This is a genomic window from Rhizobium sp. 10N427, from assembly GCF_056394605.1.
Genome location: NZ_JBFTID010000002.1, coordinates 458,085 through 471,609 on the forward strand (window position 1 = coordinate 458,085; position 13,525 = coordinate 471,609).

General features: G+C 60.6%; 11 protein-coding genes. 5 read left to right on the forward strand and 6 right to left on the reverse strand.

The genetic code is table 11. The features are described from left to right. Positions 1 to 78 precede the first annotated feature (78 nt). Both carB and AC1DIJ_RS06720 read left to right on the forward strand, forming a co-directional pair. Entirely contained in the window at positions 79 to 3,567 is a 3,489-nt protein-coding gene (gene carB / locus AC1DIJ_RS06715) for a carbamoyl-phosphate synthase large subunit (RefSeq protein ID WP_112386315.1), read from the forward strand. A 64-nt stretch (positions 3,568 to 3,631) separates the two neighbouring features. Further along, positions 3,632 to 4,660 (forward strand): alpha/beta fold hydrolase, encoded by a 1,029-nt coding sequence (locus AC1DIJ_RS06720; protein ID WP_112386314.1) that lies wholly within the window; start codon positions 3,632 to 3,634, stop codon positions 4,658 to 4,660. A gap of 33 nt (positions 4,661 to 4,693) precedes the next feature. Here the strand turns inward: AC1DIJ_RS06720 and AC1DIJ_RS06725 are convergent, their stop codons facing one another. The 3 genes from AC1DIJ_RS06725 to AC1DIJ_RS06735 form a co-directional block, all read right to left on the reverse strand. Beyond that, on the reverse strand, positions 4,694 to 5,131 hold the full coding sequence (locus tag AC1DIJ_RS06725; RefSeq protein WP_112386313.1) for a VOC family protein: 438 nt from the start codon (positions 5,129 to 5,131) through the stop codon (positions 4,694 to 4,696). A gap of 90 nt (positions 5,132 to 5,221) precedes the next feature. Further along, the gene (locus AC1DIJ_RS06730; protein ID WP_112386312.1) at positions 5,222 to 6,697 is read right to left on the reverse strand and encodes a UdgX family uracil-DNA binding protein; all 1,476 of its coding nucleotides are present in this window, start codon (positions 6,695 to 6,697) and stop codon (positions 5,222 to 5,224) included. Further along, complete coding sequence (locus AC1DIJ_RS06735) at positions 6,697 to 7,929, reverse strand: putative DNA modification/repair radical SAM protein (RefSeq protein WP_112386345.1); 1,233 nt, start codon at positions 7,927 to 7,929, stop codon at positions 6,697 to 6,699. Before AC1DIJ_RS06735 ends, AC1DIJ_RS06730 begins: the two co-directional genes overlap by 1 nt. A 241-nt stretch (positions 7,930 to 8,170) precedes the next feature. Here AC1DIJ_RS06735 and greA point away from each other — a divergent pair, with 241 nt between their 5' ends. After that, positions 8,171 to 8,647 carry a transcription elongation factor GreA gene (gene greA / locus AC1DIJ_RS06740; protein ID WP_112386311.1) on the forward strand — a complete coding sequence of 159 codons (477 nt, stop codon included), beginning with the start codon at positions 8,171 to 8,173 and terminating at the stop codon, positions 8,645 to 8,647. 30 nt (positions 8,648 to 8,677) lie between these two features. After that, positions 8,678 to 9,727 carry a glycosyltransferase family 4 protein gene (locus tag AC1DIJ_RS06745; protein ID WP_112386344.1) on the forward strand — a complete coding sequence of 350 codons (1,050 nt, stop codon included), beginning with the start codon at positions 8,678 to 8,680 and terminating at the stop codon, positions 9,725 to 9,727. 93 nt (positions 9,728 to 9,820) lie between these two features. On the opposite strand, the gene AC1DIJ_RS06750 is transcribed toward AC1DIJ_RS06745, so the two are convergent. After that, a complete protein-coding gene (locus tag AC1DIJ_RS06750) occupies positions 9,821 to 10,795 on the reverse strand; it encodes a glycosyl transferase (protein WP_112386310.1) in 975 nt (324 codons plus the stop codon). Between the two features lie 115 nt (positions 10,796 to 10,910). Between AC1DIJ_RS06750 and AC1DIJ_RS06755 the strand changes: the two genes are divergently transcribed. Continuing rightward, positions 10,911 to 11,960 (forward strand): polysaccharide pyruvyl transferase family protein, encoded by a 1,050-nt coding sequence (locus AC1DIJ_RS06755; RefSeq protein WP_112386309.1) that lies wholly within the window; start codon positions 10,911 to 10,913, stop codon positions 11,958 to 11,960. A gap of 28 nt (positions 11,961 to 11,988) precedes the next feature. Here the strand turns inward: AC1DIJ_RS06755 and AC1DIJ_RS06760 are convergent, their stop codons facing one another. Continuing rightward, the gene (locus tag AC1DIJ_RS06760; protein WP_162705926.1) at positions 11,989 to 12,648 is read right to left on the reverse strand and encodes a glycosyltransferase family 29 protein; all 660 of its coding nucleotides are present in this window, start codon (positions 12,646 to 12,648) and stop codon (positions 11,989 to 11,991) included. A gap of 28 nt (positions 12,649 to 12,676) precedes the next feature. Continuing rightward, entirely contained in the window at positions 12,677 to 13,522 is an 846-nt protein-coding gene (locus AC1DIJ_RS06765) for a glycosyltransferase (RefSeq protein ID WP_112386307.1), read from the reverse strand. Positions 13,523 to 13,525 lie beyond the last annotated feature (3 nt).

Consider the following 13,525-nt stretch of genomic DNA (forward strand, 5'->3'; position numbering starts at 1 on the left):
AAAGACCCTCAATGCGCGACCCGACCCGGTGCCTCCCACCCTGGCCGGGTTTCTGCGCAGCTAGAAACGGATATTGCCATGCCGAAGCGCCAAGACATCAAATCGATCCTCATCATCGGCGCAGGACCGATCGTCATCGGCCAGGCTTGCGAATTCGACTACTCGGGAACCCAGGCCTGCAAGGCTCTGAAGGAGGAAGGCTACCGCGTCATCCTCGTCAACTCCAACCCGGCAACGATCATGACCGATCCGGGCCTGGCCGACGCCACTTACGTCGAGCCGATCACCCCCGAAGTCGTCGCAAAGATCATCGCCAAGGAGCGCCCGGACGCGCTGCTGCCGACCATGGGCGGCCAGACGGCACTCAACACCGCACTTTCCCTCAAGCGCATGGGCGTTCTCGACCGCTACAATGTCGAGATGATCGGCGCCAAGCCCGCGGCCATCGACATGGCCGAAGACCGCGCCCTCTTCCGCGAAGCCATGGACCGTATCGGCCTGGAAACTCCGCGCTCGATGCTGGCCAACGCCACCGACATCAAGGATCTCGACCGCAAGACGCATGAGGCCGAGCGCAACAAGCTCAAGGAAAGCCTGTCCGGCGCCGATCTCGACAAGGCGCTCGACGCACTCGAAAACCAGTGGAACCTCGGCGAGACAGACCGCAAGCAGCGCTATATCAGCCATGCCATGGCGATCGCCGCACAGGCGATCGACGTCGTCGGCCTGCCCGCCATCATCCGCCCGTCCTTCACCATGGGCGGCACCGGCGGCGGCATTGCCTATAACCGCTCGGAATTCTTCGAAATCATCGGCGGCGGCCTCGATGCCTCGCCGACCACCGAAGTGCTGATCGAGGAATCGGTACTCGGCTGGAAGGAATATGAAATGGAAGTGGTCCGCGACAAGGCGGACAACTGCATCATCATCTGCTCGATCGAGAACATCGATCCGATGGGCGTCCACACCGGCGATTCGATCACCGTTGCCCCGGCCCTGACGCTGACCGACAAAGAATACCAGATGATGCGCAACGCCTCGATCGCGGTTCTGCGCGAGATCGGCGTCGAGACCGGCGGCTCCAACGTCCAGTTCGCCGTCAACCCGAAGGACGGCCGCCTCGTCGTCATCGAAATGAACCCGCGCGTCTCGCGCTCTTCGGCGCTGGCTTCGAAGGCCACCGGCTTCCCGATCGCCAAGGTCGCCGCCAAGCTCGCCGTCGGCTACACGCTCGACGAGCTCGACAACGACATCACCGGTGGCGCAACGCCGGCCTCCTTCGAGCCGTCAATCGACTACGTCGTCACCAAGATCCCGCGCTTTGCCTTCGAGAAGTTCCCGGGCGCCTCACCTGTCCTGACCACCGCCATGAAGTCGGTCGGCGAAGTCATGGCGATCGGCCGTACCTTTGCTGAATCGCTGCAGAAGGCGCTGCGCGGCCTCGAAACCGGCCTCACCGGCCTCGACGAGATCGAGATCCCTGGCGTCGAAGAGGGTGAATCCAGCCAGAACGCCATCCGCGCCGCCATCGGCACGCCGACGCCGGATCGTCTTCGCATGGTCGCCCAGGCGCTGCGCCAGGGCATGAGCCCGGAAGAAGTGCACGAAGGCTGCAAGATCGATCCGTGGTTCATCGCCCAGTTCAAGGCGATCGTCGATACCGAAGCCCGCATCCGCGAGCACGGCCTGCCGCAGGATGCCGCCAATCTCCGCAGCCTCAAGGCCATGGGCTTCTCCGACGCTCGTCTGGCGACCCTCTCCGGCAAGCGTCCGAAGGAAGTGGCCGAGCTGCGCAACAGCCTGAACGTCCGCCCGGTCTTCAAGCGCATCGACACCTGCGCCGCCGAATTCGCTTCGCCGACCGCCTACATGTATTCGAGCTACGAAACGCCCTTCGTCGGCGCTGCACGCTCGGAAGCCGAAGTTTCCGACCGCAAGAAGGTCGTCATCCTCGGCGGTGGTCCCAACCGTATCGGCCAGGGCATCGAGTTCGACTATTGCTGCTGCCATGCCGCTTTCGCACTCCGCGACGCTGGCTACGAAGCCATCATGATCAACTGCAATCCGGAAACCGTCTCGACCGACTACGACACCTCCGACCGCCTCTATTTCGAGCCGCTGACGGCCGAAGACGTGATCGAGATCCTGCGCGCCGAGCAGGAAAAGGGCGAAGTCGTCGGCGTCATCGTCCAGTTCGGCGGCCAGACCCCGCTGAAGCTTGCCGAGGCGCTGGAGAAAAACGGCATCCCGATCTTGGGCACCGCGCCTGACATGATCGACCTTGCCGAAGACCGCGACCGCTTCCAGAAGCTGCTGGTCAAGCTCGACCTGACGCAGCCGAACAACGGCATCGCCTACTCGGTCGAGCAGGCCCGCCTCGTCGCCACCGAAATCGGCTTCCCGCTGGTCGTGCGCCCGTCCTACGTTCTCGGCGGCCGCGCCATGCAGATCATCCATTCGGAATCGATGCTGCAGACCTACCTGCTGGATACCGTGCCGGAACTGGTGCCTGAAGACATCAAGCAGCGCTATCCGAACGACAAGACCGGCCAGATCAACACCCTGCTCGGCAAGAACCCGCTGCTCTTCGACAGCTATCTGTCGAACGCCATCGAAGTCGACGTCGACTGCCTCTCCGACGGTACCGACGCCTATGTCGCCGGCATCATGGAGCATATCGAGGAAGCCGGCATTCACTCCGGCGACTCGGCCTGCTCGCTGCCGCCGCGCACGCTGTCGACGGAAATGCTCGACGAGCTGGAGCGTCAGGCGAAGGCCATGGCCAAGGCGCTCAACGTCGTCGGCCTGATGAACGTCCAGTTCGCGATCAAGGACGGCACCGTCTACGTGCTCGAAGTCAACCCGCGCGCCTCGCGCACGGTTCCCTTCGTCGCCAAGACCATCGGCGCGCCGATCGCCAAGATCGCCGCGCGCGCCATGGCCGGTGAGAAGCTCGATGCGACCTTTGCCGCTTACGGCGAAAAGCCCGATCCCCGCAACCTGAAGCACATCGCCGTCAAGGAAGCCGTCTTCCCCTTCGCCCGCTTCCCGGGCGTCGATACGCTGCTTGGCCCGGAAATGCGCTCGACCGGCGAAGTCATTGGCCTTGACACCGATTTCGCGCTGGCCTTCGCCAAGTCGCAGCTCGGCGCCAGCGTCGAACTGCCGCGTGACGGCACGGTCTTCGTTTCTGTGCGTGATGCCGACAAGCCGCGCGTCCTGCCGGCGATCCGCATCCTAGTCGGCGAAGGCTTCAAGGTTCTGGCAACCGGCGGCACCGCCCGCTTCCTCGGCGAAAATGGCATCGAGGCGACGAAGATCAACAAGGTTCTGGAGGGACGCCCGCATATCGAGGACGCCATCCGCAATCGCCAGGTTCAGCTCGTCATCAACACGACCGACGGCAACAAGGCGATCTCGGACTCGAAGTCGCTCCGCCGTGCCACGCTGATGCAGAAGGTGCCCTACTACACGACGATGGCCGGCGCCGAAGCCGCAGCCATGGCGATCAAGGCGCTGCGCGCCGGCAATCTCGAAGTCCGCCCGCTGCAGAGCTATTTTGCCTAATCGCGAAATTAACCGGCTTTCTGCTATTCCTCGCCGCATGTAACAGTGCGGCGGGGGAGCACGCATGAAAAGCATCGGCATCCGCATCGCCAAAATTCTTGCCGGTATAGCAGGAGCTGTCATCGGCATCGCGCTTCTCGTATTCGCTGGTTTCTACGCCGCATCGCTCTGGCGTGAAAGCCTGCCGCCGGGCCGCAATGGCGAGCCCGGCCAATATCTCCAGGCCGATGGCCTCGACCTCCACTACAAGCAATGGGGACCACAGAGCGGTCCCGCAATCCTGCTCATCCCCGGCGCCATGGCATGGTCGGAAACCTGGGCGCCGATCGCCGAACGGCTGGGGAATGACGGCTTCCGCGTCATCGCCCCCGACCTGCCTCCCTTCGGCTATTCCGAACGCCCCTCTTCCGGCGATTACTCCCGTCAGGCACAGGCGCGGCGCATCCTGGCCTTTGCCGATGCCGCGGGGCTAAAGCAATTCGTGCTGCTCGGCCATTCCTTCGGCGGCGGCGCAACCGTCGAGGCCGCGCTGACCCAGCCGGACCGCATCTCCGGCCTCGTCTTGCTCGACGTCGCACTCGGCCTCGGACGCCCGCCCGCCGAACCGCCGCTGGCACTGCTTTTCTCGGCACCCGGCCTGCGCGAAGCCATCATCGCCGCCACCTTCACCAACCCCTTGATGATCGGCAAGGGCCTGCGCGATTTCGTCGCCGATGACGACGCTGTCGCGACGCCTGAGCGGATCGCGGTCTATAGTCGCCCACTTGACGTCAAGGGCACCAGCCACGCGATCGCCGACTGGTTCGTCACCGGCCTGTTCGGCAACGAGGAAAATTCGCGCGCTTTCAAAGCGGAAAATTACCGCGGCTTCGAAAAGCCGGCGCTCCTCATCTGGGGCAAGGAAGACAGCGTCACGCCGCTGGCGCAGGGCGAAGAGATCGCCAGCCTGCTGCCGAAGGCACAGCTTTCCGTGCTCGACGGCGTCAATCACATCCCGCAGATCGAAGCGCCTGAGAAGACCGCCAGCCTGATCGCCGCGTTCATGACGTCGCTGCCGGTGACGGATACGAATGGCGCCGCTTCGAACCCATAACGGCGGCGCTCAGATGCCATCGTTGATCTCGCCTTAGCCGAGTTCCTCGGCAAGCCCGATCAGCAACCCTTCGGGCCCACGGATGTAGCAAAGCAGATAGGCATCCTCGTACCTGACGACGTCTCCCACCAGCTGCGCACCACATGCACGAAGCCGCTCGAGCGTTTCGGTGAGATCATCGACGGTGAACATGGCGCGGAGATAGCCGAAGGCGTTGACAGGCGCATTCCTATGATCAGCCACGACCTCGGGCCGGATGAAGCGGGAGAGTTCCAGCCGGCTGTGGCCATCCGGCGTACGCATCATGGCAATCTCGACATGCTGATCGCCGAGCCCCGTGACGCGCCCCGCCCACGCGCCTTCGATCGTGGCGCGCCCTTCGAGTTCCAGACCAAGTTCGCCAAAGAACGCGATCGCTCCCGTGAGATCGTCGACGACGATGCCGATGTTGTCCATCCGCTTCAGTGCCATGACTGCAGTCTCCCTTATCGTTACCTCAGGCAAAGGACGCTTGAGGCGGCCCGCAACCGACAGCTCTTGGGGCCTTTTTGAATCAGATTATCAGGCAGCGGAATCAGTTTTCGAAAGCGTCGCCATAAGCCTCTGTATTTCCACCATATCCCGCTGGAACAGCGCCGTCTGCTCCGCCCTGTCGCGCTCATCGGGGAGCCGCAGCAGATAGGATGGATGGACGGTGGTGAACAGCAGCCGCCCGTTCGCCATCCGCATCGCCTGCCCCCTGATATCGGTCAGCTTGTGCTTCGTTTCCGTCAGCGAAGCGAGCGCCGTCGCGCCCATTGCCACGACGATTTTCGGCTTGATCAGATCGAGCTCCAGCTTCAGCCACCAGCGGCAATGCTGCACCTCGCCCATATTGGGGCGCTGGTGGATGCGCCGCTTGCCACGCGGCTCGTATTTGAAATGCTTGACCGCATTGGTGACATAAAGGGCCGAGCGGTCGATACCGGCTGCCTCGATCGCCTGATCGAACACCTTGCCGGCCGGCCCGACGAACGGGCGCCCCGCCAGATCCTCCTGATCGCCCGGCTGCTCGCCGACGAAAACAACATCGGCATTCCCGGGGCCCTCGCCGAACACCGTCTGCGTCGCCTTGGCATGCAACGGACAGCGCGTGCAGACGGCGGCCTGCTCCCGCAGCGCCTCGAGCGTCCCGGCAGGCGACGGCTCCGGCTGCGGCTGGTTGCGCGCCGCTTCCTGCAGGCGATCGTGAAAGGGCTGCGGCGTGCTCGCCTGGCGTTTGGCCATCTCGATCACCCGGCTCTCCGCATTGGCAATCAGCCCGGGAATGAGATCGGCCTCCGGCAGGTTTTTCCAGTATTTCTTCGGCATTTCCGCCTGCATCGCCTTCACCTTCAGCCGCGCCGGGTTGAAGATATTGGCATAGTAGGTGCGCCACAATTCGTCGGCATCGTCGGTGAGATCAGGCTTCTCGCAGGGCTCGTGGCTGGTCGTCAGTTTCACGCCGTCCCACCCGGCCGAACCCTTCGGCGTCAGAATGATCCAGTCCATGTCGTTGAACCGCCGCTGGAAGAACGACGCCTTGCGCACGACGATATGATGATCCGGCTCGAACCAGGCGAGAAACTTCCGCCGCCCGTTCATCGAGATACCGCTGCCGACCTCCTTGAACCGCACGAAGGCGGTCATCTTGTGCGCGTCGCGGCGCACGCTCTTTTCCAGAAGGCGGGCTCGCGACACATCCTCGTCGGAAACGATATTGAGCAGCTTTTTGTCGGATTGCAGCCGCCAGAGCAGCCGGTAGAGCAGCGAGAAGCGCACCGGATCGCAATGGCAGATGACCGCGGATGCCAGATCGATGAAGGCCTGCGGCACCGTCATCGGCTTGCCGCCGGCAGGCTGCGGCGGCAGCACGTCTTCCTCCCAGAACAGCTGCTTGTCGCCGCCCCTCTCCCGCCACTCGATATCCTCGGGTGGAATGCCTGCCAGTGCCAGCGACCGGGCGGCATCGCGCCACTCCAAAAAATCACCCTTGCCCTGCAACGCCACCTTCAGCATCAGAGCAACTGCAGCTGTTCGGGTTTCGGTTCGAACATGGCGCGCAGATCCGGCCGCTCGATCAGCCGCTTCGGCGTCCACCCTTCGGCCGTCACGAAGGCCTGTACCTTCTTGATCGACACGCCGAGCCGCGCCAGATCCTCGATGCGAAGCCTGCGGAAACGGCGGCCGGAGAGAATGCCCTTCACCGCCTTGGTGCCGAGCCCCGGCACGCGCAGCAGCATTTCCTTGGCGGCCCGGTTGATATCGACAGGAAACTGCTCGCGGTGGCCAAGCGCCCAGGCAAGCTTCGGATCGAGATCGAGATCCAGCATGCCGCCCTCCTGCGTCGCGGTGATCTCGTCGATCCCGAAACCGTAGAAGCGATAAAGCCAATCGGCCTGGTAGAGCCGGTGCTCGCGCATCAGCGGCGGCTTGATCAGCGGCAGGTTTTTCGACGAATCCGGGATCGGGCTGAAGGCGGAATAGTAGACGCGGCGAAGCCCGTAGCTGCCGTAGAGTCGGGCACTGGTGCCGAGAATGGTGGCATCGCTGGCGCCATCGGCGCCGACGATCATCTGCGTGCTCTGGCCGGCCGGCACGAAGCGCTTGCGCCGCTTCGTCTGCAGCGTCGGCTCGCCGGCTTCCTCGATCTTCAGCCGGAGATCGCCCATCGACCGGCGGATGCCGGACGGCTTCTTTTCCGGGGCAAGACGGGTGATGCCGCTATCGGTCGGCAGCTCGATATTGAGCGACAGGCGGTCGGCGTAGAGCCCCGCCTCCTCGATCAGCTTCGCAGACGCCTCGGGAATGGATTTCAGATGGATGTAGCCGCGGAAATTATGGGTGACGCGCAGCTCCCGCACTACCCGCACCATCTCCTCCATCGTGTGATCGGATGAGCGGATGATCCCCGACGACAGGAACAGCCCCTCGATGTAGTTCCGCCGGTAGAATTCCAGCGTCAGCCAGACCACCTCCTCAGGCGTGAAGCGCGCCCGCTCGACATTGCTGGACGAGCGGTTGATGCAGAAGGCGCAGTCATAGATGCAGAAATTGGTGAGCAGGATCTTCAAGAGCGAGATGCAGCGCCCGTCAGGCGCATAGGCGTGGCAGATACCGGAACCTTCCGTCGAACCCAGGCCGCCGCTCGCCCCCGAATCGCGCTTCGTGGTGCCACTGGAAGCGCAGGAGGCATCGTATTTCGCGGCATCCGAAAGGATCGCCAGTCTTTCTTTCAGCGTCTTCTTCATCATTTTGTTCACTATATGTTCCATTGCTAAAAGTCAAGCGAACCACGGGCTTTTGCCGGAAACGGCTGCGAATACAGCGCTAGGTTGGAGATCCCGATACGAATTTTATGGCAATCGCCATTTGCGATCTGCTATAAGCAAAGCAACTAGGATGGTTTGCACGGTTCCGAAGTTCTCTTCGGGACCTGTTTTCTTTTGTGTCTGTGCCTACCGGAAGACACGAAGATCAAAGGACGGGAAAATGGTAGATAAGGTACCGATGACGCAGGGTGGTTTCGTCAAGCTGCAGGAAGAACTGCGCTGGCGCCAGCAGGAAGAGCGTCCCCGCATCATCGAAGCGATCGCCGAAGCGCGTGCTCATGGCGACCTGTCGGAAAATGCCGAATATCACGCCGCCAAGGAAGCACAGAGCCATAACGAAGGCCGTATCGGCGAGCTCGAGGACCTGACGGCACGCGCCGAAGTCATCGATCTCTCCAAAATGTCAGGCGACAAGATCAAATTCGGCGCCAAGGTGAAGCTCATCGACGAGGACACCGAGGAAGAAAAGACCTACCAGATCGTCGGCGATCAGGAAGCCGACGTGAAGGCCGGCCGCATCTCCATCTCCTCGCCCATCGCTCGCGCGCTGATCGGCAAGGAAGTCGGCGATTCCATCGAGGTCAACGCGCCCGGCGGCTCGAAGGCCTATGAAATCCTCCAGGTTTCCTGGGGCTGATCTTCCGTGGCCGCAGATCGCGACCCCGCCATCATCGATATCCGTGACGTCGAGATCATCGCGCCGAACTTCAAGCGGCGCCTGTCCGGCGTCACGTCGACGATCATTCAGTTGATTCCCGTGCAGCGGGCGCTCGGCCAGAAGATCGCCGCGCTCGGCCCTGGCCTGCCCGCAAGCCTGCCGCATATCCGCTTCCGCGACCTCATCCATCTCTGGACGCCGCCAACAGGCAGGAAGCATCGCGTCTGGCACGCGCGGCGCAATGTCGAGATGCTGCCGGCGATCATCTTGCGCGATCTCTTGCGCATGAAGCTGAAGATCGTTTTCACCTCGGCCTCCCAGCGCAAGCATACCGGCTGGACCAAATGGCTGATCTCGAAAATGGACGCCGTCATCGCCACCAGCGGCAAGACCTCGGCCTATCTCGAAGTCGCGAACACCGTCATCCTTCACGGCATCGACACTGCCCGCTTCTCTCCGCCTGCTGACAAGGCGGCGGCAAAGGCAGCCGTCGGCCTCGACTCCACGAAGAAAATCGCCGGCTGCTTCGGCCGTGTGCGGCATCAGAAGGGCACCGACCTCTTCGTCGACACCATGATCCGCCTCCTCCCGGATCGCCCGGACTGGATCGCCATCATCGCCGGCCGCGCCACCGCCAAGCATATTGATTTCGAAAACAGCCTGAAAACCCGCGTCATCGCAGCTGGCCTTACAGACCGCATCCTTTTCGTCGGCGAGCACACCGATATCAACGAGTGGTACCGCGCCCTCGACCTCTTCATCGCCCCCCAACGCTGGGAAGGCTTTGGTCTGACGCCGCTGGAAGCAATGGCATCGGGCGTGCCTGTCATCGCCACGGATGTCGGGGCGTTTCCGGAGTTGCTGGTGAATAGCGGCGATGGCCCGGAGGCCATGATTGCACGCGACAGCCTCGAGGCTATGGCAAGCGCGGCGGCGCTCTACATGGATGATGTGCCGCTGCGCGAAACGCTGGCCCAAAAAGGGCTTTCCCACGTTCTTGAAGATTTCCAGATCGACATGGAAGCCAAGCGCATCGCCGCCGTCTACCGCTCCGCCTGACGCAAACTACGGCCCGCGCTTGAAAAGCTCGATATAGGCGCGGCAGATCGCCCCGGAGCACAGCTTAGCGTCTGAATTCGCGAACGATATGCATCATTCACTATGTTCGACGGCCAAATCATCCTTCTGCGCGGAAGCCCAAGCATAGCGTGAATCATACGGCAGGCCGCATTCAGACAGTGCGGAAATCGGCGAGAAATTCAGCACTTCAGTTCCCTGAGCGATGCAGGCGCCTATGCCAAGCGAGATGTGGGAGAGAATGCGCCGCTTCGCATTCGCTATTCCTGACTTCGCGATGCTACCAATTCTCTCGTAGAAGCGCGGCCCGTTCGCATTGGAAATATCGACGCCAAAGAAACCGATGGTCGCCGGTTTGCAGTAAGCAGCAAACTGAAATGCGCTAACTGCCACCGAACCACCTTGAAAGACCCCTTTGGATGGATCGGATGAAAATCCGGCCTCGTCGGCATGGACCCGTACGAAGTTCAGGTCAGCCAACTGAGGATATTCCCGCCGCTTGCCGCCGTAAGGTTTGCGAATGTTGTCGATCAGGATCACGGTCTTGTCAGCAAGCCAGTCGTCATTGATTTCGCATATGGCGCGGATAACCGCCGTCGAAAACAGGCAGGTACTTCCCGCCCGAATCTTTTCGGCCATAAGCTGGAAATGCCGCCAGACAAAGCGCTCATCCTCTATGGCGATAGCGAGGGGCGCATCGATCCCTTCCGTCAACAGGCTGATCGCCCCGTTCAGCAGGATAGCCGTGCGCGGACCAATAAGGGACAAATCGTTCGACCGCAGAGAAGGGCCCGAGCCGATGATGAAAATTTCCTGACTTGCAGAGTTCTTCAAGACAGCGGGGTGCAACAAGGGCGAAATGCTATTCCCGCGATAGACGATGGTTCCGGTCTCAAATGGCTGCTGTGGAATGGTCAAAGAGAGACCGGGCAGCCAGTCCTGAGTATGCGCTCCGCTTCTACCCCAAAGAACGTACATAAGAATTCTAAAGATGGACCGGCGCCACGGCCGTTCGGATCCCAGCACAATAAGGCCTTCCTTGCCCACCATTTACTTTGCCATTCAAACAGGAAATCGCAAACGCACCGGCAGGCGTCAAGCATGCAAAAGTTGATAGGTATTCTGCGAGAGGGTAAACGCTTTAAAAGCATCGATAGTTCAATGGATGGCGACCTGGGAAGGCACCGTATTGTCAATAAATGCAGTCATTTTGAACGATACGCGCGGCGACAATCATTTCGGGTGTTTCCGTGTGATGCGCACGATAGAAGACAATCTCATCAGTCGCGGAATCAACATCGCTGCACATAGCATTGTCCGCAACGACTGGGAACACGACAGACCGCTCTTGCGTGCCATAGCTCAATGCGACCTCATCATCATCAATGGCGAGGGCACGCTGCATCATGGAGCTCGTGCCGGTGAACGCTTGCTGCGGATAGCCACTCATCCGGCGCGCGGCCAAAAGCCGGTCGCCCTGATCAATGCGCTCTACCAGGAAAACCCACCGGAATGGGCCCAATATCTTGAGCGCATAGATTTGATATCGACCCGTGATTCCTGGAGCGCCGAGGCCGCATCCGCTGCCGCTGGCCGAAAAATCGACTTCCTGCCGGACCTCTCGCTTTGCAGCGGCCCCATCAGCCCCAATGCCACAGTTGCGCGCGATATGCTTCTTGTTGGAGACTCAGTGTCTCGAGAGGTATCGAAAGCCCTGCTTGATCTGGCTGCATCCCGCCCTGACGCGCGTTTGCTGCCAATCCTCAAGACCATCAAGGCCAGCAAACCACATTTCCCAGCACCGCTGAAAATGTTACGCGAGGCCTACATTCGCCTCCATGCGGAAGCTTTCAGACTAAAGATGCGCAATGTCTGGTTCAACAAGGACGAGGCCGGTTTCATCAACGCGCTTCAGCATGGCTACCTGCATGTGACAGGCCGCTTTCATGCCGTATGCCTCTGCATTCTGTCAGGCACGCCCTTCCTGGCTCTGGAATCCAATTCCTGGAAGACAAAAGCCCTGCTCAAAGATCTTGGCCTAGATGAAAGCCGCCTGACCGAAATCGGCCAGCTTCAGGAGCGTTTGAGAAGACCGGAAGAGTTTGCCTACACATTGGAAGAAGAAAAAACGATAACCAGTGCGCTCCACAGGGCCAGCATCGATGCTTCCAGACTTTTCGACCGCATTCGGGCCCTGGCCGACGATCGCCGCTGACGAAATTACGTCGCCTGCGCCTCAATCTTCAAGCATTAATATTCCGCGAGAATCGGTGATCGGAAGCCAAGAGCTTCCGGACATAGCTTTCCTCTGTGCCGTAGTCGTGCGGTGTCTCGCGGCTGTTATGCTCGTTGGACAATGACAGGCTCCGGTTGAAGTCAAAGCCATACAGCGACACCGCCAAGCAGGGCGAACGTTCGAGCAGATCGATCAGCATCAGCCCTGTCGTCGGCCTATTGCCAACTTTAGCGCAGAGTGCCTTGTGGCTCGCAGACGGGTAAAGGAAAAAATTCGGCCACTTCAATATCCAGCCCGGTAGCGCGTTGCGTGGCGGCGACATCCACAACAGGTGGCTGGCTCCCTTTTGCGCCATGATCTGGCGATCGAGTTCTATGCTGGTCGCAATCCAGTCTGTTCTTGCCCCGTGAGAACGCTTGTCAGGCATAGGCGCCTGATTGCAGCGAATGACGAGGTCGTGGTTATCGATCGACGCGCCGAAATCACTCTCAGACAGGCTACGCGCATTGCCAACCAAGGCGACGGACTTGAACCGGAGGGCTTCGAACATATCGGCCTCGCTCAACGGCGACACATAGGTCAGGCCAAACAGCCGGCGAAACTTTCCGACCACGCGGCCTCGCCTCTTCTCCAGTTTAGCGCTGAAGCGATTGGTCAGCCGCTGCAAGGTTCCTCTGCTCACAGACGCGCCCCGATCATCTAAGCGCTGATGCATCGGTCACCAGCGCATAGACGAGCCGGGCCAGATACATGTTCTTCGGCCGCAGAAACTTTCTAAAATAAGGGATGTCAGACAGATCCCGCTCATCCATCGCACGCTTTTGACGCTGCGAAAGCTCATGAAACTCGTAGGTCCCCCGGTAAAACGGCAGAAGCGAACGCTTCTTCTTGCCGCCGCGATATGAGACCGGAAACGGTACATGCATCATGATCGGGGTGAAGGGAAACAACCGGACGCATCCCAAACGGCTCAATATTTTCTTGTTGTCGGCTTCGCTGTCGCGAAATTCCCACTTGAGCGAATTTAACACAGATAGCCGGATGATGCCTACGTCAGCATAGGAACGGCGCGGGTCGCCTGCTGGAAACGCGTAAGCGCGCTGCGGCTCCAATATTTCATACTCGTATCCCTTCCGCAGGAACCGGGGATCGACCTGCAGAACCATTTTATCGCTGTTAAACAGATCGTAATATTGCTGGCAAATAGCCTCATCCATCGGCCGCACGAACTGCATGTCGTCCTGAATCAGGAAGATATACTCGTAGCCCTGAGCGCCTGCCAGCTCGCACATTCTTTGAATGTTGTTGTATAAGTGGCCGTGGCGGCGCCCTTCTTTGGCACCTTCCGATGTCAGGCAATACCGGAACGAACCGCGATACCTGTCGATGACCGCCCTCGTCTGTTCGTCCTCGCTCTGATCATCGATGATCGCCAGATCAAAGCCCGGGCACATCTTGAGCGTCGACAAGATACACCGCTCCAAGGTCTGCCCCATATTATAGGAGAAGATGCAAAGCAGCGTATTTTCGGCAGTGAGCATAGC

Bases quoted from the DNA above. Each gene is read 5' to 3' on its own strand.
- carB (WP_112386315.1), top strand. From the start codon at position 79: ATGCCGAAGCGCCAAGACATCAAATCGATCCTCATCATCGGCGCAGGA.
- AC1DIJ_RS06720 (WP_112386314.1), top strand. From the start codon at position 3,632: ATGAAAAGCATCGGCATCCGCATCGCCAAAATTCTTGCCGGTATAGCA.
- AC1DIJ_RS06725 (WP_112386313.1), bottom strand. From the start codon at position 5,131: ATGGCACTGAAGCGGATGGACAACATCGGCATCGTCGTCGACGATCTC.
- AC1DIJ_RS06730 (WP_112386312.1), bottom strand. From the start codon at position 6,697: ATGCTGAAGGTGGCGTTGCAGGGCAAGGGTGATTTTTTGGAGTGGCGC.
- AC1DIJ_RS06735 (WP_112386345.1), bottom strand. From the start codon at position 7,929: ATGAAGAAGACGCTGAAAGAAAGACTGGCGATCCTTTCGGATGCCGCG.
- greA (WP_112386311.1), top strand. From the start codon at position 8,171: ATGGTAGATAAGGTACCGATGACGCAGGGTGGTTTCGTCAAGCTGCAG.
- AC1DIJ_RS06750 (WP_112386310.1), bottom strand. From the start codon at position 10,795: ATGGTGGGCAAGGAAGGCCTTATTGTGCTGGGATCCGAACGGCCGTGG.
- AC1DIJ_RS06755 (WP_112386309.1), top strand. From the start codon at position 10,911: ATGGCGACCTGGGAAGGCACCGTATTGTCAATAAATGCAGTCATTTTG.
- AC1DIJ_RS06765 (WP_112386307.1), bottom strand. From the start codon at position 13,522: ATGCTCACTGCCGAAAATACGCTGCTTTGCATCTTCTCCTATAATATG.